The organism is Methylocapsa polymorpha (genome assembly GCF_045689225.1).
Classification (GTDB): Bacteria; Pseudomonadota; Alphaproteobacteria; order Rhizobiales; family Beijerinckiaceae; genus Methylocapsa; species Methylocapsa polymorpha.
Window position 1 is genome coordinate 1,471,375 of sequence record NZ_CP136862.1, and the last position, 17,917, is coordinate 1,489,291.

Below are 17,917 nucleotides of genomic sequence, written 5' to 3' on the forward strand. Positions count from 1 at the left end.
GGACTCCTCGCAATCACGAGCTCTATTGGCGTTGATGCGACGCGCGCTGTCTTTACGAAGCAGGAGTTCTAGCCGCGTCGACTTAGCGCGGCCAATGAGAGCCTTGCCAAACAAGCCGCGTCGTTCGGCAATGGAAGCTCGCTTGTTTCGAAGCCGACGAGCCCGGCTCGACTACACCATGTTTGGCTTTCGCGACCGGTCCGTCGCCTTTACCAGATCCAGAAGAACAGAACCCAGCTTCCGACCCCGATGGAGGCCGCTGCGGCGACGCAGGCTGTGGCCGCAGACCGCCGAATAGAGGTCAGGGTAGACAGGCCGGCGATCCGCCAGCCGAGCCAGACCGACCAAAGCGCGGCGCCGGCGAGCAAAGCGCCGCGCAGCAAGCCGACAAATCCTATTGGCAGGCCCTCGGCGCGCAACATTGTGACAGTCGTGGCGCTCAACCCGAGGAAAACCCCGCAGGCGGCGATCGGAATGAGGCTTTGGGCCAGATGATGAAACCGCGTCGACGACCACGGACCGAGGCTGCGCGCTGCGGCCCAAAGACAAATCGAGACAGCAGTCCCGATCACTGCCGCGGTCGCGACGATATAGGCGAGGAGCACGGCGCCGTCGAGAAGGGTCAGCTGATCGTTGACCTCCGGATAATCGGTCAGGATCCACCATGGCGGCTGTAGCTGCATGGGCCAGACGATTCCCATGTCGATGAGTTGCTCCGCAATTGCCTGCTTGATCGCGACATACCAGGGACTGACGCTCCAATGGAAGGCGCCGGCGGCGACGCCGAGTAGGCCAAAGACGATGAGAAGGGTTTCGGCTGGCTTTGGCGTTGATCCTGCGACATGAACGATTTCATGATCCGGGGAGCGCGGCGCCAGGCTGATCGCGCCTCGAAAACTGCTGCAGCGGCCGCACATATGGCAGTCGGAGGCGCCTCGCATGGTCCGGATCGGAACCAGAGGCGCGCAATTGATCGGCGGGGCGTGGGCGTGTCCGGACAGGCGCGACGCCGTCCAAGCGTCCTGATCGACGCTGAAATGCACCGGCGCAAGCTTCGCCAGAAGGCCGAAGACGCCGTTCACCGGGCAGAGATAGCGGCACCAGACTCTTTTATTGCGGCCGTAGAGATAGCCGACGACGATCGCGCCGGCGGTCGAGCCGCCCAGGATCAAAAGCGCAGGCTTTGGATATTGATAGACGCTGACCATCTGGCCATAGATCGTGGTGCAGACGAAGGCGACGAAGGGCCAGCCCTTCCAGGTGATCCAACGCGGGACAGCGTAGCCCCGGCCGAACCGGCTGGTCGTCTCGGAAAGCGCTCCCTCAGGGCAGAACAGGCCGCACCAGGCGCGCCCGACCAGGATCATGCTGAGCAGGACGAAGGGCCACCAGAGCCCCCAAAAGGCGAATTGCGCAAAAAGCGTCAGATTGTCCCAAATATGCGCCATGCGGCCGGGCAAGGGCAGGAAAGCCGGCGTGGCGACGAGGGCGATATAGATGAGGACGATCGCCCACTGGACGCGCTGGATGAGGCTTTGGCGCCGGCGCAGCCATTCGCCAAAATTATAGAAGCCGCGCGCAAGCAAAGCCCTTTGCGTCGGCTCGCTGTCCGGCGGCGAAACCTCGGGGAGTCGCTCGGCGAAGCCCTTTTCAGGGTCGGCAACCAGGAAGGCCGTCATGACAACTCAATCTCCAAAGCTCTTCGCGCCGCGCCGCCCGCTCCGCGGTCGTGAAAGACGCGCAGAGAATTGTCTGGTTTCGTTCATTTGCGCCGCCAGCCGCGCTATGCACGACCCAAACCAGCGGCCTGGCGCGCGTGTCATGGATAAGACAAAGGCTTCGACGATGATATTCCCGCCTCATTTCGCGACGAGCACGGCTTTGGGCGCGTCTGGGTGAAAATCGTCAAAAAAGGGATATTCTCCCGGATCCAGCGTCCTGAATACGAGAGTTGACGTCGAATCTGGCGCAAGGACCTTTTCCTTCCGCAACTCATTGCTTTCGAATTCGGCCGGCGTCACGCCGGTATTGCGCAACTCCAGCTTGAAGCGCCGGTTGGCCGGCACCTCAAGCCGCTGCGGCTCGACCTTGCCGTCGTGAAACTCAATCGTGAACACCGGTTCGTCTTCGGCCCGAAGAGGAGCCTCTGCGCCGATGAAAACAAGCCCGATGAGCCAAATTGTCGCGTTTCTGCGCACGCTGTCGCCCTTTGCGCGGATCAATAGGCACCCTTTTTTCCGGCTCCTGCATAGACGAAATCATATTCGACCGTGAAGGCGTTGAACCAAGGTCCGACGCCAGTTTCCTTATCGGTATGCCGGCCAAAATGAGCGTGCGGATTCTCGCTCGGCGGCGCAATCGTCAAACGGAGCCGGTACTTGCCGGGTCCGAACAGCTTGACGTTGTCGCCATAATGCGGACCGTCATTCGCCACCATCGGCATGAAAGCGCCCTTCAAGGTCTGGTTGTCGTCGAGCTTGGTCAATTCGTAGTCAACCGAGAGATAGGGAATCCAATCCCCTTGCGCAAAGCCATTCTTGTTGTCCTTCGCCGCCTTGATGTCTGACTCGAGATGCACGTCCGAGTCCTTTGCTGGGCGCATGACGTCGGGAGGATCCATCTCGATCGGCTGCAGATAGACCGCCCCGATCTCAAGGCCGTTTTTCTGCTGCGGCTTGCCAATCGGATATTCTTTGGCGAAAACCGGCAATCCGATCAAAACGGCGCTCGTCACGCAGACCAAAGTAAAGCCAAATCGCATTATCTCATCTCCCTGACCGGCGCCGACGCAATGGCGTTCGGTCGCCAGCAACGATAATGCCTAGCATAGCAGCTTTCTACCCGAATATTGCAAGATCGACTAGATCAAAGCATCCGTAGCTAAATTGGAACCGATCTAATCTAGCTCTGCTCTAAATGATCTGATGCTTAATCCAGGCCGAATACGCCGCGAAGGCGCGACAGGTCGGCCTCCCGTCCGGGAATGCCGAAGCGGAGCCAGGAAGGCCGCGCATCGAAACGCCGAACCAAAATCCCTGCTTTCGCCAAAGTTTCGAACCAACCGGAAACGTCCACATGCCCCGTTAGGCGAAAAAGCGGGCCGCCGCCGAGGACATTGAAGCCAGCCGCCACAAGAGTCTCGTCGAGCGCCCCGACATCGATCGCGAGCTGTTTTCCAGTCGCGGCGAGCCAGGTCAGATCCGATAAAGCCGTCGATCCGATTGCGATCGCCGCGCCGGAGACCGGCCAGCATCCCAAAGCGGCGCGCAGTTTCGCGGCGAGAGGATCCGGCGCAATCGCGAAGCCGAGCCGAAGCCCCGGAAGGCCATAGGCCTTGCCGAATGAGCGAAGCGCGACGACTCCAGCCGGCGGCATGTCGGGGACGATGCTGGCGCCAGGGCTCAAAAAATCCATAAAGGCTTCATCGACGATCAAGAGACCGCCGTGTTTGCCAAGATCGGCGGCGAGCGCGCGCAGGTCTTGCGCTGCGACGAGCCTGCCGTCAGGATTGTTGGGATTGACGACAATGGCGACATCCTTGTCGGCGAGTTCGGCGAGATCCTCGACGATCGCCACCTCGGCGCCGCTGGCGCGCCAGACGCGGGAATGTTCGGAATAAGTGAAGCCCAAAATGCCGACGCGCCGGGCTGGAACGAGATGTGGCAGCCAGCCGATGATCGACTGGGTGCCGGGAGCGGCGACGATTGCCGCGCCCTCGGGCGCGCGATAGGCCAACGCCGCCGCGCTTTCAAGTGCGCACAGGGCCGACGGGTCCGGCAGGCGGGTCCATGCCTCCGCGGACAAATCCGCCAAGGGATAGGCGTAGGGGCTGACGCCTGTCGAAAGATCGAGCCATGGCTCGGGCGCCAAGGGGAATGCGCGCCGCGCCGCGGAAAGATTGCCGCCATGCCCGGCGCCGGCTAACTCCTGCGTCTCGATGGCTGGAATTTGACGCATGGACCTCAATGCAACTCTTCCGCTCGCGGCGCTCGCTGTGGCCATTGAGGCTGGCCTCGGCTACCCGCGCGCCCTGTTCGAGGCAATCGGCCATCCCGTGACCTGGATCGGCGCCTTGATCGCGCGCGCCGACCGCGGCCTCAACCGCGACGATCAATCCTTTGCCAACAGGCGCGCCCTGGGCTTCCTCGCCCTTGGCATTGTCCTGGCGACCGCCGGAGGCGGCGCATATGTCGTCACCCTTGCAATAGCCGCCGCCGTCCCGTCTCATCCGATCGGCGTCCTGGTTACAGCGCTTATCGCGTCGAGCCTCATCGCGCAACGCAGCCTCCACGCGCATGTCCGCGCCGTCGCCGAAGCTTTAGACCAGGGCGGGCTTTCAGCGGGGAGGCAAAGCGTCGCCGCAATCGTCGGCCGCGACGTCGAGAGTCTCGACGAGCCCGGCGTCGCCCGCGCCGCGATTGAGAGCCTCGCCGAAAATTTTTCGGACGGAATCGTCGCGCCCGCCTTCTGGCTTGCGCTCGGCGGGTTGCCCGGCGGACTATGCTACAAGGCGACCAATACGGCCGACAGCATGATCGGCCATCGCACCAAGCGCCATGAAGCTTTCGGCTATGCGGCGGCGAGGCTCGACGATCTCGTCAATTTTTTTCCGGCGCGGCTGTCCGTGCTTTTGGTCGCGGCGGCGGCGCTTTTGGTTCCTGGAGCCTCCGCTGGCGAAGCGCTGCGGATCGCGCTGCGCGATTCGCGCGGACATCCTTCGCCCAACGCCGGATGGCCGGAAGCGGCTTTCGCCGGCGCGCTAGGCTTGCGGCTCGGCGGTCCGCGCATCTATGGCCAGATCAGGATCGAGGACGCCTGGATCGGCTCTGGCAAGGCAACCGTTTCGGCGGCGGACATCCGCCGCGCCCTCGCGCTCTACCGCTGCGCCTGCCTCATCCATTGCTGCGTTCTGACGCTGCTTGCGCTTTTCTTCATCGCGCGAGCGTGAGCAGATGGTCGAGATCCACATGGGCTTCGAGATGCGCGGCGACGGCGTCGAGCGCCTGCTCGATCGTTTCGTCATAAGAGACGCCGGACCCGGTCGCGCCGAGCTTCGCGAGCAGAGCGCTCCGCTGCGCAGGATCTGCGAAAAGCCCATGCACATAGCAGCCGCTCACCCGCCCATTGGCGGAGATCGCGCCATCCGCGCGTCCATCGTCGAAAGCGAGCAAAGGCCGCGCGCAATCAGGCCCAAAACTTCGCCCGAGATGCATTTCATAGCCGTTGAAAGGCGCGCCATTTTCCGCGCCGACGCCTTGCACCGGCGCAAGCAGCTTCTCGCCGGTGAACTCGGTTTCGATATCGAGCAGGCCGAGCCCCCGCGCCTCGCCGGGGAGGCCCTCGAACCCTTGCGGATCGCGGAGCGTTCGGCCGAGCATCTGATAGCCGCCGCAAAGGCCGAACACATGACCCCCGCGCCGCACATGGGCGGCGAGGTCGATGTCCCAGCCCTCCGCGCGAAAAGCCGCGAGATCGGCGATCGTCGTCTTGGAGCCCGGCAGAAGCACAAGCACGGCTTCGACCGGCAGAGTCTCCCCGCTCTTGACCATTAGGAGCCGGACCTCGCTTTCGAGCGCGAAAGGATCAAGATCGTCGAAATTGGCGATTCCAGGCAGAACTGGAACGGCGATGGCGATCGGTCCGCCGCCAGACTCGGATCGCGTCGCAAGAGCCAGAGAATCTTCAGCAGGCAGCCGCGCTGCGGCGGGACAAAAAGGGATGAGCCCCAGCCCCGGCCAGCCGGTATGGGTCTCGATCAACTGCATGCCCTCCGTAAAGAGCGAGGGATCGCCGCGAAACTTGTTGACGAGGAAGCCTTTGATCATGCCGGCGTCCGCCGGATCGAGCACCGTCTTGGTTCCAACGATCTGGGCGATGACGCCGCCGCGATCGATGTCGCCAAGCAAAATCACCGGAACCTCGGCGGCGCGGGCGAAGCCCATATTGGCGATGTCATTCTTGCGCAGATTGATTTCCGCCGCGCTTCCGGCGCCTTCGACGATGACGAGATCGGCGGCGGCGCTGAGCCGCGCGAAACTGTCGAGCACGGAGGCGAGCAGCTTCGGCTTCCAATCCTGATAGTCGCGCGCCTGCGCCTGGCCAATGACGCGGCCCTGCGCCACCACCTGCGCGCCTCCGCCTGCATGCGGCTTCAAGAGCACCGGATTCATGTCGATAGAGGGCGCGACGCCGCAGGCTCTCGCCTGCACCGCCTGGGCGCGGCCGATCTCGCCACCGTCCGACGTCACGGCGGCGTTGTTCGACATGTTCTGCGGCTTGAACGGCCTGACCGCGAGGCCGCGCTTGCTATAGGCGCGACAGAGCCCTGCGACGATCAGCGATTTGCCGACGTCGGAGCCCGTCCCTTGCAGCATCAACGCCTTCGCCCGCCCCGCCATGAGCTAGAACTCGATTCCTTCCTGCGCCTTCACGCCCGCCTTGAAATGATGCTTCACGAGCGTCATCTCGGTCACGAGATCGGCGGCCTCGATCATTTCCGGCTTGGCGTTGCGGCCGGTGACGACGATATGAAGATCGGGCCTGCGGCCTCGGAGCGCGGCGACGACGTCGGAGAGAGGAAGGTAATCGTAGCGCAGGGCGATATTCAATTCGTCGAGCACGAGAAGCCTGATCTCGGGGTCCGCCATAAGCTCTTGCGCCTTGACCCAGGCGGAGTTCGCCGCCCTCACGTCGCGGGCTCGATCCTGCGTCTCCCAGGTGAAGCCCTCGCCCAGCGTATGCCAGGAAACAAGATCCGAGAACCGGGCGAGAGCCGCGCGCTCGCCGGTCTCCCAGCCGCCCTTGATGAATTGCACGATTCCGCAAGACCAACCATGGCCAAGCGCACGAAGCAAGAGCCCGAATGCTGCCGTGGACTTGCCTTTGCCGGATCCGGTATGGACGATGAGGAGCCCCTTCTCGGCGATGGTCTTGGAGGCGACCTCGGCGTCCTGCGCGGCCTTGCGCTTCGCCATTTTTTCGCGGTGGCGGAGGGCTTCGACGTCGTTTTGCGATTGGATCATCGGACCTCGTTCGTGAAAGAATAATGGTTGAGGCTCACTTGATTTTGAAATAGTTGCGCAAGGCGAGGCCGAAGAAAAATATGACGGCGATCGAAACGACGTTTTGCACAATCACCAGCAATTGAACGCCAAGCGGGGGAATGGGAGAGCGTTGGCCGCAAACATCGCCAGTACAATATAAAGATTTCTTGATCCCGGCGTCGATGGAAAGTTGGCCGACAAACGGCACTGCATTGCTAAGTGCGAGCATCAACACTGCTTGATCGTAGTAGTCCTTGTTGGCGGGGTCCACTTTTTGCTTAAAGGGCGCGAGGATCAAGGCATATCCGAAATTAAAAATGAACACGCTCGCAACGAGCCCTATGAAAGGTCGCGCTAAGCTGCGCCCGTAATCGGAAAGCAACCAATAGAGGAACATGATGATTATCCAGGCCCCTTGGCCTAAAAGCCGCGCAAAGGCGATCGACTTCTCCGTGATCGCCGTCCTCGTCAGCTCCTTACAACGTTGATGTAAATAGACCCCGCGCTCGGCTTTTCGCTCTTCGATATAGAGGTCACGTTCGAGATCGTGGTTCTTTAGATTCTTCCACGATCTTTCGAAGCTGGCGCAAGCGGATTGGGACCGTGCTATCCTTGGTCCAAGCTAGCAGATTGTTTGGCTGCACAAACCCAATATGAGTGCCGGTAAAGTCAATGCGAGCGACATTGATCGCGGCATAGAAAAGTGGTGGGCGGTAAAAGCGTGCTTGGATGAAACTTGCCGTCTGTTCAAAGGAACGGCCCGAGAAATCGGCCTCTTCATCGAAGCGCGCATTTGCGAACGAGATTCCTTGGAAACGATCAGGTCCTGAGAGGAACTCCGCCCATGCAATGTCATGCCGCCTTTTCAGGGCAACACGGGCTTCTTTGTCATCCATGTCATCGTTATCCTCTAGCTTCTTGTTCCACTGCTCCGTAGAAACTCCCTTGAATGTGGCTCCGCGTTTGAAAATCGTGTCGTCGAGCGACATTCCCCCGCCAAAGGTCGCCCCATCAAAGTCAGCCAGATCAGCGAAGGTTGCGCCGTCGAACACGGCCATTGCACCGAACGTCGCGCAATCGAAGCTCGCAAGGATGAACTGCGCTCCGGTGAAATTGGTAAACAAACCGAATGTCACGAAGCTGAAATAGGCAATAGCGAAGGTTGCGTCTTCGAAACTAGCGCCCATTTCGAAGGCCGCGCCCTCGAAGATAGCTCCACCACTAAAGGTCGTGTCGTTGAAGTCAGCGGCGCAACCGAAGGCCGCGCCTGAAAACATGGCAAAGTCACCAAAGCTGGCTCCCTCGAAGGTAGCAAAGTCACTAAAGACGGCACCGTTGAAGTTGGCTTTGCTATCAAAGATCGCACCTTCGAAGCTGGCGCGGCCCGCTCTGAAGGCTACGAAGTCTTCTTGGACTTGCCGCTTAATGCCCCTCCATTCACAATCCGAAAAATCCGCTTCATCCCCAAATTCAAAGCCTGAGAAATCGATTCTGTCCCAAGGCTCTCGGGAAAAATCGATCTGAGCAAAGGTCACGCGTACGTCTTTGTTGGCTGGATCGCGCCGCCATCCGTTCCAGGATTCCCTACCCTTTGCCGCTAGGTCAAGAAAGAAGGCCTTGACGTGCTCATTGACTTGCTTCTCGGCGGGCGCATCTTTCGTCGGTGTGGTCTCATCCACTTTCCCCATGAGCGATGTCCCCAGTCGACTGACTAATAACGTGACCATTTAATATATTGGCTCGATGCAAGCGGACTGGTGTGGTTACAGTCAAGCACAAATCCCCCCGGCGCTTGCTACGTCTCATTCGCCGCATTGCAAGCGAATTCGAACCAATCCGCTTCCGCGATAGCAGCCGAATTGACAGAAATCCGTGCTCGTATAGTCTCCCTCCCCGTAACGGTCCCTCGCTTCGAGGGGTAAAAGGGAATGTGGCGGCGCGCTTGCGCCGGAAGCCACAGCTGCCCCCGCAACTGTCAGCGGGTAGCCGCGCGCTAAAATGCCACTGGGACGCCGGGCGACCGGATTCTGGGAAGGCGGCGCAAGGCGATGATCCGCGAGCCAGGAAACCTGCCGTTCGAATCGAGCAAGGCCGGCGGGGTGCTCCGGTCTTTATCGATGCCGGCGAGCCCGCCCGCCGGCGAAGGAGCCCGCATCCTTGCGGCGCTTCCGCTGTAGCGCCCGCGCGTAAAGGCAACGCCGAAGGATCGGGCGCTTCAATGACCACATTCGCATGACGAGCCTCGCCAAGATTCCGGCGACGATCATCACCGGCTTCCTCGGCGCCGGGAAGACGACGCTCATCCGCCACATCCTCGCGACCGCCAACGGCCGCCGCCTAGCGCTCATCATCAATGAATTCGGCGACGTCGGCATCGACGGCGAGATCCTGAAAACATGCGGCGACCTCGCCTGCCGCGAGGACAGCATCATCGAGCTTGCGAATGGCTGCATCTGTTGCACCGTCGCCGATGATTTTCTGCCCGCGATCGAGCGGCTCCTGGCCCTCGATCCGCGGCCCGACCACATCATCATCGAGACTTCCGGCCTCGCCTTGCCGAAGCCATTGGTCAAGGCTTTCGACTGGCCTTCCATTCGCTCCAGACTGACTGTTGACGGCGTCATCGCCGTAGTGGATGGCGCGGCCACGGCGGACGGCCGCTTCGCCGACGACCCGGCGAAGCTGGCGCGCCAGCGCGACGCGGACCCCTCGATCGAACATGACAATCCGCTTGAGGAAGTGTTCGAGGATCAATTGCTTTGCGCCGATCTCATCATTTTGAACAAGGCGGATCTGATCAGCGAAGCGGAGCAAGCGCAGATCACGGCCGATATCGCCGCGCAAATCCCTCGCGCCGTAAAAATCGTCGCCGCTCATGAAGGACGCATCGACGCCAGGGTCCTGCTTGGCCTCTATGCCGCCGCCGAAGACGATCTCTCCGCCCGGCCCTCGCATCACGACGCCGAGTCGGAGCATGATCACGATGATTTCGAAAGCATCATCATCGATATGGGCGCGATCGAGGACAGCGCCGCATTGATGCGCCAATTGGCGGAGGTCGTCGAACGCCATGACGTGCTGCGGATCAAGGGCTTCCTTGAATTGCGCGGCAAGCCGATGCGGCTTCTCGTGCAAGGGGTCGGCAAGCGGCTTCAGCATAGTTTCGATCGGCCTTGGCGACCAGATGAGCCGCGGCGCGGACGGCTGGTGATCATCGGCGAAAAGGGCCTCGACGCGGGGTCGATCTCGCAGGCTCTGACGCGCGGGGAGTTTTGACTTCATGCATCTCCTGCGCACGCAATCACGATCGTTCGACGAGGCCGAGGCCGCGATCGACCTTGCGCAGACTCCGGCCGACCTCGTGTTCTTGTCGTTTTCCGACAGCGATCTCAAGATCGTGGCCGAAGCCGCGCGGCGCGCCGATCATCCTATAAGCTTGCGCCTGGCCAATATCGCGCAGCTCAAACATCCCTATTCGGTCGATCTTTATATCGAGAAGGTCGTCTCGAAAGCCCGCTTCGTCCTTGTCCGCCTGCTCGGCGGCCTCGACTATTGGCGCTATGGCGTCGAGGAGCTGGCGCGCGCGGCGCGGGCTCAGAATTTCGCGCTCGCCATCGTGCCCGGCGAGGCTCTAGCGGACGAAAGGCTCGACGCCGCCTCGACCTTGCCCGTCGCCGATCTGCGCCGCATCCTGGCCTCTTTCCAGCACGGCGGAGTGGAAAGCATCGCGGAGCTTCTCGACCGGATAAACGGTTTTCCGCGCGCTCTTACATTTCAGTGCGAGCCGCCGGCGCCTCCAGCTGCTGGCCGCTTCGAGGCCGGCTGCCGCACGCTTGAGGCCGCCAAGGGCGGGGCTTTCATAATCTTCTATCGCTCCTTCCTCCTCGCCGCCGATGTCGCGCCGATTCAAGCCCTCGCCGACGCTTTGTCCACGCGCGGCTTCAGCGCAATTTCGATCTTCGTGGCGAGCCTCAAGGACGCGCAAGCGATCGATTTCCTTCGCGCCGAAATCGCGCGCGAAAAACCCGACGTCATTATCAACACGACCGGATTTTCCGCCCGCCTCGACGACAGCGCAAGCGTGCTGGACGAGGCTGACGCGCCGGTGCTGCAGGCGATCCTCGCCGGCTCGACTGAAACGCAATGGAAAACCGACGCGCGTGGCCTGAGCGCCGCAGATCTCGCGATGAATATCGTTCTGCCCGAAATGGACGGGCGATTGATCACCCGCGCGATCGCCTTCAAGACGCAAGCCGAATATCGCGAAGATCTCGAATTCGCGCCCGTCGTTCACGCCGCGTCGACCTCGCGCGTCAACTTTGTCGTCGATCTCGCCCGCGCCTGGATAAGATTGCGCAACACGCCGCGCGCGGAGCGCAAAATCGCCTGCGTGCTTTCGGATTATCCGAGCAAAGCGGGGCGCGGCGGCTATGCGGTCGGGCTCGATACGCCGAAGAGCATAGCCTCGATCGCGGCTCTCTTGCGAGAGGCAGGATATGACATCGGGCCGCTTCTGCACGAAGACGATTTGATGCGCCGTCTCGAGGCCGCCGCCGTAACAGAGAGGTTGAGCCTCGCCGCTTACGCCGAAGCGCTTCGCGCCATGCCGCCCGATTTCGTCAAGTCCGTGCGCGCGCAATGGGGAGAACCAGAAGAAGACGAACGAGCGCATGCAGGCGCGTTTGAGTTTTCAATTCTACGCGCGGGCCATTTGCTCATCGCGCTCCAGCCCGATCGCGGCGCAGCCTTGGATCGCAAAGCCGACTATCACAATGCGGCTTTGCCGCCGCGCCATTTCTACATCGCCTTCTATGTCTTCCTGCGGCAATGTGAAAAGATCGACGCCATGATCCATTGCGGAACGCATGGCACGCTCGAATGGCTGCCTGGCAAGGCGGTCGCGCTCGATGAGGATTGCGCGCCGGAAGCGGTGCTCGGGCCTTTGCCTGTTATCTATCCTTTCATCGTCAATAATCCGGGCGAGGCGGCGCAGGCCAAACGCCGCATCGGCGCGCTTACGATCGGCCATATGACGCCGCCTTTGACGGAGGCCGGAAGCCATGGGGCGGCGATCGAGATCGAAGCTTTGTTTGATGAATATGCCGCGGCCGAAGCGCTCGACCCCAAGCGCGCCCGGCTCTTGGCGAAAGCCATTCTCGAGCGCGCCGAGGAAACCGGATTGGCGCAAGACTGCGGGCTCGAAAGAGGCGCCGATCCGATGGAAGCCCTGACCCATCTCGATGGCTGGCTTTGTGATCTGAAGGAAATGCGCATTCGCGACGGCTTGCATGTCTTCGGGCAATCCCCCGGCGCGTCCCTGCGCGACGCCGCGGCCGGTCTCCTGCACAACATGCAAGCCTCCTCCTCAGCGCAAGGGCAATCAGGCGCCGACGCGCTCGAAGACACTGCGGCGCTCATCGAATCTTGCGGGCCGGCTGAGCGCGCAGGTCTGCTCGCCGCGCTCGACGGCCGTTTCGTCGCGCCGGGTCCGGGCGGCGCGCCCTCACGCGGACGCCTCGACGTCTTGCCGACGGGCCGCAATCTCTATGGCGTCGATCCGCGCGCGGTCCCGACCCGCACCGCCTGGGAGATAGGACGCCGCGCCGCGCGCGAGGTCTTGAACCGCCATGCCCAGGACCACGGCGAATGGCCGAAGCGGATCGTCCTGGACCTTTGGGCGAGCGCGACCATGCGCACCGGCGGCGACGATCTCGCGCAAGGCCTCGCGCTTCTCGGCGTCGCCCCCGTCTGGGATCACGCATCCTCGCGCGTCACAGGCTTCGAGATCATCTCCCCCGCTCGCCTCGACCATCCGCGCATAGACGTGACCTTGCGAATCTCGGGCCTCTTCCGCGACGTCTTTCCGGCGCAGATCGCGCTATTCGATCAGGCCGTGCGCGCCGTCAGCGAACTCGACGAAGACGGCGACAGCAATCCTTTGGCGGCAGCGCGGCGCCGAACGACTGGCGCGCTCTCCCGCATCTTCGGCGCCGCGCCGCAGGCCTATGGGATCGGCGTTTCCCGCGCGATCGATGGCGATCCTTCGCTCGCGCGCGACGATCTCGGACGCCTCTATCTCGCCGCGACCTCGCATGCCTATGGCGGCGCGCGAGGCGAAGGCGTCGCCACGGCGGAATTCGCGGATCGCGTCGCTACAGCCGACGCCCTCATTCATGTGCAGGATCAGGACGAGCAGGATATTCTCGACGCCGACGCAATCATCGATCATGAGGGCGGCTTCGCCGCGGCCGCGCAAATGCTCGGCAATGACCCCGCCATCTACCATGTCGAGACGACCCGTCCCGGCGCGATCAAGGCGCGCACATTGCAAGAGGAAATCGCTCGCGTTGTGCGCGGACGCGCGAGCAATCCGCGCTGGATCGCCGGGCAAATGCGCCATGGCCATCGCGGCGGCGCCGAAATCGCCGAGACGATCGATCATCTCTTCGCCCTCGCGGTTCTAACGGACGCCGTCGCAAGCCAACATTTCGAGCTCATGTTCGAGGCGACCTGCGGCGCGCCGGCCGTGCGGGCGTTTCTGATCGAGGCCAATCCGAAGGCGGCGCTCGCCATTGTCGAGCGTTTCGAGGCCGCCCTGCGGCGCGGCTTCTGGCAAAGCCGCCGCAACTCCACGCTCGCCATCCTCGCCGAGATGCGGGAGACGCTCGCATGACGGCCGCGGCTTCCTTGCGGAAAGGCTGGTGTCCCGGCGCGCTGCGCCCGATGCCCGCCAAGGACGGGTTTCTTGTGCGCCTGCGCATCAGCGGTGGCGCACTTTCGGCCGTGGCAATGCGGCGGCTTGCACAGGCCGGGCGCGACCATGGCAATGGATTGTTCGATCTCTCCTCACGGGCGAATTTGCAAATGCGCGGCGTCTCCGAACGCAGCCTGCCCTTGCTGAGGAAGATGCTCGACGATCTCGGTCTCCTCGACCAGGACGCGGAGGCGGAGGCCATTCGCAATGTTTTGGCAAGCCCGCTCGCCGGACTCGATGCGCCGATCGATGTGAGATCGATCGCACGATCGCTCGAAGCGGCGCTCGTTCGAGAGACCGAGCTTCACGGACTGCCGGGAAAATTCGGCTTCCTCATCGATGATGGCGGCGCCCTTTCGCTGGCTCATGTTCCAGCGGATGTCAGATTCGACTACAGCGCGGAGCGCGACGCTTTCGCGGTTCGAACCGGAGGAAGCGCACGCGAGGCCGCTTTTCTCTGCGATTGCGAGCCGAGGGATGTCGTCGACATTGCGCTGCGGCTCGCTCGGGCCTTCATGCGGCTCGGTTTGTCCATGCGCGAGCCGCCGCGTCGGATGCGGGAGCTTGTAGCGGAATGCGGCCCGGCGTCCATCGCCAAGGCTGCGGGATTGAGCCTCGCGCCGGCGCCAGAGCCCGAACCCCTCGCCGAGCCTTGTCCGATCGGACTGATCAGATTGGAGCAGGAAACATATAGCTTCGGAGTCGGCGCGGCCTTCGGCCGTCTCGATGCGGCCATGCTCGAAACCATCGCGGACGCGGCCGCGATTTTCGGGCAAGACGAAATCCGGCTCACGCCCTGGCGCGCGATTCTCTTGCCTTTTGTCGATGCAGGGCGAGACAAAGCCTTGCGGGCGCATTTCGCAGCGGAAAATTTCATTATTGACGCGGCGGACCCGAGACTTGCGGTCGCCGCTTGCGGCGGCGCGCCCGCCTGCGAACGCGGCTCGACGCCAACCCATGCCGACGCCTTGTCCCTTGCGTCCATCGCGCGGCGCTTGCAAGAGACAGGCGTCGCGCTGCATGTATCCGGCTGCGTCAAAGGATGCGCCCGTCAAGCCGCGACCGCCTACACGCTCGTTGCGAACGCAGGGCGCTATGATCTCATCCAGGACGGAACGGCGCAGGACGCGAGTCCGATGCAGGGGCTCACTTTGGCGCAGGCGCAAAGCGTGCTCGAAGCCATCGCCCTAAAGAAGGAATTGGCGCGGGAGCTCGAGTTTTCATGACCGCAACGCCAACCGCGCCGAGCCGCTTCGACTATGTCCGCGACGGCGCCGAGATCTATCGCCGCTCTTTCGCAACGATCCGCGCCGAAGCCGATCTCGTGCGCTTTGCGCCGGACGAAGAGAGCGTCGCCGTGCGCATCATTCACGCTTGCGGAATGGTCGAGATCGCCGCTGACCTCGTCTTCTCGCATGACGCCGTCGCGTTAGCGCGGCGCGCGCTGCGAGGCGGGGCGCCCATCCTCTGCGATTCCAAAATGGTCGCCCAAGGCGTGACAAGGGCGCGTCTGCCGCGAGACAACGATGTGATTTGCACGCTCGACGATCCTTCAGTCGCCGCCCTCGCCGGAAAAATCGGCAATACGCGCAGCGCCGCAGCCCTCGAGCTCTGGCGCGATCGGCTCGACGGCGCCGTCATCGCCATAGGAAATGCGCCGACGGCTCTGTTTTATCTTCTCGACATGCTCGGCGAACTCCCCGCGCGGCCAGCTTGCATCATTGGGATGCCGGTCGGTTTCGTCGGAGCGGCCGAATCGAAAGAGGCGCTAATCGCCGAGGCGCCCGCGCCCTTCATCACGGTGCGGGGACGCAAAGGCGGCAGCGCCATGACGGCCGCCGCCTTGAACGCGATCGCGAGCGAAAGCGAATGAACGTTTCGCCGCAGCGGGAAGGACGTCTTTTCGGCGTCGGGCTAGGACCCGGCGATCCCGAGCTTCTTACGATCAAGGCCGCAAGGGTTATCGAGGCCGCGCCGGTCGTCGCCTTCTTCGCCAAGAAAGGAGCGCCCGGAAAAGCGCGGACGATCGTTGATCGCTGGCTTGGCTCCCAATGCCTGGAATTGCCGCTCATTTATCCTTTGACGACCGAGATTCATTTTCACGATCCGGCCTATGTCGAGGACTTACGCGCATTCTACGCGCAGGCGGCCCAAACGATCGCGGCGCATCTCTCGGGCGGCCGTGACGTCGCACTCGTCTGCGAGGGCGATCCGCTTTTCTACGGCTCGTTCATGCACATCTATATCCGGCTGAAGGATCGTTTCGAGATCGAAGTTGTTCCGGGCGTCACCGGAATGTCCGGGTGCTGGAGCGCGGCGAAACTGCCGATGGCCTGGGGCGACGATATTGTCAGCGTCCTTCCAGGCACGCTGGAAGGCGCTTTGCTCGCGCGCCATTTAAGCTCGAGCGACGCCGCAATCATCATTAAGATCGGCGCGAATCTGGCGAAGATCCGCGCGGCCATCGCGCAAGCCGGCCGCCTCAAGACCGCGATCTATGTCGAGCAGGGCACGGCGAAAGCCGAGAAGATCATCCCGCTCGCGGAAAAGACCGACGATCAAGCGCCTTATTTTTCGCTCGTTCTCATTCCCGGCGAAGGGAGGCGTCCATGATGCAGCCGCCACGCGTCCAAGCGGGAAATCTGCGCATCGTTGGGCTCGGCCCCGGCGACGCGGGCTGGCTGACGCCCGAAGCTTCGGCCGTTCTCGCCAACGCCACCGATCTCGTCGGCTATGCGCCCTATCTCGACAGGATTCCGCATCAACACGGGCAGGTGCGGCACGCAAGCGACAATCGCGTCGAGCTGGAGCGCGCGCGGCATGCACTGCGCTTGGCCGAAGACGCGCGCCAAGTCGCCGTCGTCTCCGGCGGCGATCCCGGCGTTTTCGCTATGGCCGCCGCCGTCTTCGAAGCAATCGAGGGGGGCGACCCCGCCTGGCGTGAGATCGACATCGCCGTATGTCCCGGCGTATCCGCGATGCAGGCTGCGGCGGCGCGCATCGGCGCCCCTTTGGGCCATGATTTCTGCGCCATATCCTTGTCTGATAATCGCAAGCCCTGGTCCTTGGTGGAGCAGAGATTGACGGCGGCGGCGATCGGCGATTTCGTGATCGCCCTCTATAATCCCGCGTCGAAGGCAAGGCCGCATCAGATCCATGACGCTTTCGCCCTGCTGCGCCAGCGCAAGGCCGGCGCAACGCCGGTGATTTTCGCCCGCGCCGTCGGGCGTCCGGATGAGAAAATCATCGTGACGACGCTTCGATCGGCCGAACCGAGCCTCGCCGACATGAGCACGCTCGTGATCATCGGCTCCAGCGAAACGCGGATGATCGAACGCGCGGGCGCGCGGCCTTTCGTCTATACGCCGCGCGGCGCCGGAGCCTCGCCATGACGAAGGATCAAGGCGAGCGCTTCGGCCGGATCGTGCAAGGCTTCTCGCGTTGCGCTTGCCGGGCGCTCGACCATGACGACCGGCAAGCCGAGGCGCCGCGCGGCGAGAATCTTGGCGAAAGTAGCGTCGCCGCCGCTATTCTTCGTGACGATCACATCGATCTTCTCCTCGCGCAAAAGCCTCTCCTCCACTTCGAGCGCGAAAGGGCCTCGGCCGGAAATCACGCGATGATGCGGCAGGCTCGGCGCGGGATCGAGCGCATCGATTGCGCGGATAAGATAGAAGTGTTTAGCCGCCGCCGCGAAGGCTTCGAGCTGCAAGCGGCCGATGGTGAGGAAGACGCGCTTCGGCTCGGAGCCCAGCAAGGCTACTGCCTCGGCCATGTCGCTCGCTTGCGTCCAGCGATCGCCTTGCTCCGGCCGCCAGGCTGGACGCGACAAGGCGATGAGCGGAATGCGGGCGCGCCCCGCCGCGAGGACTGCATTGCGGGACATGCGTTCGGCATAGGGATGCGTGGCGTCAATGAGAACGTCGATGCGGTTCTGAGCAAGATAAGAGACAAGCCCCTCGACTCCGCCAAAGCCTCCGACACGAAACGGGATCGGCGGCGCCAGCGGCGTCTTGGTGCGGCCGGCGAAGGACAGCACCGAGTCGATGTCGCTCCGACCCGCAAGCAAAGCGGCGAGCTGGCTCGCCTCCGTGGTCCCGCCGAGCACAAGAACGCGCAT

16 protein-coding genes and 1 riboswitch are annotated in these 17,917 nt (G+C 62.8%); of the genes, 7 read left to right on the forward strand and 9 right to left on the reverse strand.

The window, feature by feature from the left end; translation table 11 throughout:
- Positions 1-209: 209 nt before the first annotated feature.
- The 4 genes from RZS28_RS06905 to cobD form a co-directional block, all read right to left on the reverse strand.
- A complete protein-coding gene (locus RZS28_RS06905; RefSeq protein WP_407340592.1) occupies positions 210-1,679 on the reverse strand; it encodes a 4Fe-4S binding protein in 1,470 nt (489 codons plus the stop codon).
- Positions 1,680-1,859: 180 nt separating this feature from the next.
- Positions 1,860-2,198, reverse strand: coding sequence for a cupredoxin domain-containing protein (locus RZS28_RS06910; RefSeq protein WP_407340593.1), 339 nt, complete (start codon positions 2,196-2,198; stop codon positions 1,860-1,862).
- A 20-nt stretch (positions 2,199-2,218) separates the two neighbouring features.
- The gene (locus tag RZS28_RS06915) at positions 2,219-2,761 is read right to left on the reverse strand and encodes an iron transporter (RefSeq protein WP_407340594.1); all 543 of its coding nucleotides are present in this window, start codon (positions 2,759-2,761) and stop codon (positions 2,219-2,221) included.
- Between the two features lie 167 nt (positions 2,762-2,928).
- Positions 2,929-3,957: a threonine-phosphate decarboxylase CobD gene (gene cobD, locus RZS28_RS06920; protein WP_407340595.1), complete on the reverse strand. Its 1,029-nt coding sequence runs from the start codon at positions 3,955-3,957 to the stop codon at positions 2,929-2,931.
- On the opposite strand from cobD, the gene cbiB reads away from it, so the two are divergent.
- A complete protein-coding gene (cbiB, locus tag RZS28_RS06925; protein ID WP_407340596.1) occupies positions 3,956-4,948 on the forward strand; it encodes an adenosylcobinamide-phosphate synthase CbiB in 993 nt (330 codons plus the stop codon). The genes cobD and cbiB overlap by 2 nt on opposite strands.
- On the opposite strand, the gene RZS28_RS06930 is transcribed toward cbiB, so the two are convergent.
- The 4 genes from RZS28_RS06930 to RZS28_RS06945 all read right to left on the reverse strand — a co-directional run bounded on the left by RZS28_RS06930 (position 4,932) and on the right by RZS28_RS06945 (position 8,731).
- A complete protein-coding gene (locus RZS28_RS06930; protein ID WP_407341063.1) occupies positions 4,932-6,374 on the reverse strand; it encodes a cobyric acid synthase in 1,443 nt (480 codons plus the stop codon). The genes cbiB and RZS28_RS06930 overlap by 17 nt on opposite strands.
- A 27-nt stretch (positions 6,375-6,401) precedes the next feature.
- The gene (gene cobO, locus RZS28_RS06935; protein WP_407340597.1) at positions 6,402-7,022 is read right to left on the reverse strand and encodes a cob(I)yrinic acid a,c-diamide adenosyltransferase; all 621 of its coding nucleotides are present in this window, start codon (positions 7,020-7,022) and stop codon (positions 6,402-6,404) included.
- Positions 7,023-7,056: 34 nt separating this feature from the next.
- Positions 7,057-7,341 carry a hypothetical protein gene (locus RZS28_RS06940; RefSeq protein ID WP_407340598.1) on the reverse strand — a complete coding sequence of 95 codons (285 nt, stop codon included), beginning with the start codon at positions 7,339-7,341 and terminating at the stop codon, positions 7,057-7,059.
- Positions 7,342-7,576: 235 nt separating this feature from the next.
- Positions 7,577-8,731 carry a pentapeptide repeat-containing protein gene (locus RZS28_RS06945; protein ID WP_407340599.1) on the reverse strand — a complete coding sequence of 385 codons (1,155 nt, stop codon included), beginning with the start codon at positions 8,729-8,731 and terminating at the stop codon, positions 7,577-7,579.
- A gap of 194 nt (positions 8,732-8,925) precedes the next feature.
- Positions 8,926-9,135: riboswitch (cobalamin riboswitch) on the forward strand.
- Between the two features lie 140 nt (positions 9,136-9,275).
- Here RZS28_RS06945 and cobW point away from each other — a divergent pair.
- The 6 genes from cobW to cobJ are packed head-to-tail and all read left to right on the forward strand — an operon-like array spanning position 9,276 to position 17,189.
- Positions 9,276-10,319 (forward strand): cobalamin biosynthesis protein CobW, encoded by a 1,044-nt coding sequence (cobW, locus tag RZS28_RS06950; RefSeq protein ID WP_407340600.1) that lies wholly within the window; start codon positions 9,276-9,278, stop codon positions 10,317-10,319.
- Positions 10,320-10,323: 4 nt separating this feature from the next.
- On the forward strand, positions 10,324-13,716 hold the full coding sequence (gene cobN / locus RZS28_RS06955; RefSeq protein ID WP_407340601.1) for a cobaltochelatase subunit CobN: 3,393 nt from the start codon (positions 10,324-10,326) through the stop codon (positions 13,714-13,716).
- Positions 13,713-15,023 carry a precorrin-3B synthase gene (cobG, locus tag RZS28_RS06960; RefSeq protein WP_407340602.1) on the forward strand — a complete coding sequence of 437 codons (1,311 nt, stop codon included), beginning with the start codon at positions 13,713-13,715 and terminating at the stop codon, positions 15,021-15,023. The genes cobN and cobG overlap by 4 nt, the downstream gene beginning before the upstream one ends.
- On the forward strand, positions 15,020-15,670 hold the full coding sequence (locus RZS28_RS06965) for a precorrin-8X methylmutase (protein WP_407340603.1): 651 nt from the start codon (positions 15,020-15,022) through the stop codon (positions 15,668-15,670). The genes cobG and RZS28_RS06965 overlap by 4 nt, the downstream gene beginning before the upstream one ends.
- The gene (locus RZS28_RS06970) at positions 15,667-16,410 is read left to right on the forward strand and encodes a precorrin-2 C(20)-methyltransferase (protein ID WP_407340604.1); all 744 of its coding nucleotides are present in this window, start codon (positions 15,667-15,669) and stop codon (positions 16,408-16,410) included. Before RZS28_RS06965 ends, RZS28_RS06970 begins: the two co-directional genes overlap by 4 nt.
- On the forward strand, positions 16,407-17,189 hold the full coding sequence (gene cobJ, locus RZS28_RS06975) for a precorrin-3B C(17)-methyltransferase (RefSeq protein ID WP_407340605.1): 783 nt from the start codon (positions 16,407-16,409) through the stop codon (positions 17,187-17,189). The genes RZS28_RS06970 and cobJ overlap by 4 nt, the downstream gene beginning before the upstream one ends.
- On the opposite strand, the gene RZS28_RS06980 is transcribed toward cobJ, so the two are convergent.
- Complete coding sequence (locus RZS28_RS06980; protein WP_407340606.1) at positions 17,156-17,917, reverse strand: cobalt-precorrin-6A reductase; 762 nt, start codon at positions 17,915-17,917, stop codon at positions 17,156-17,158. The genes cobJ and RZS28_RS06980 overlap by 34 nt on opposite strands.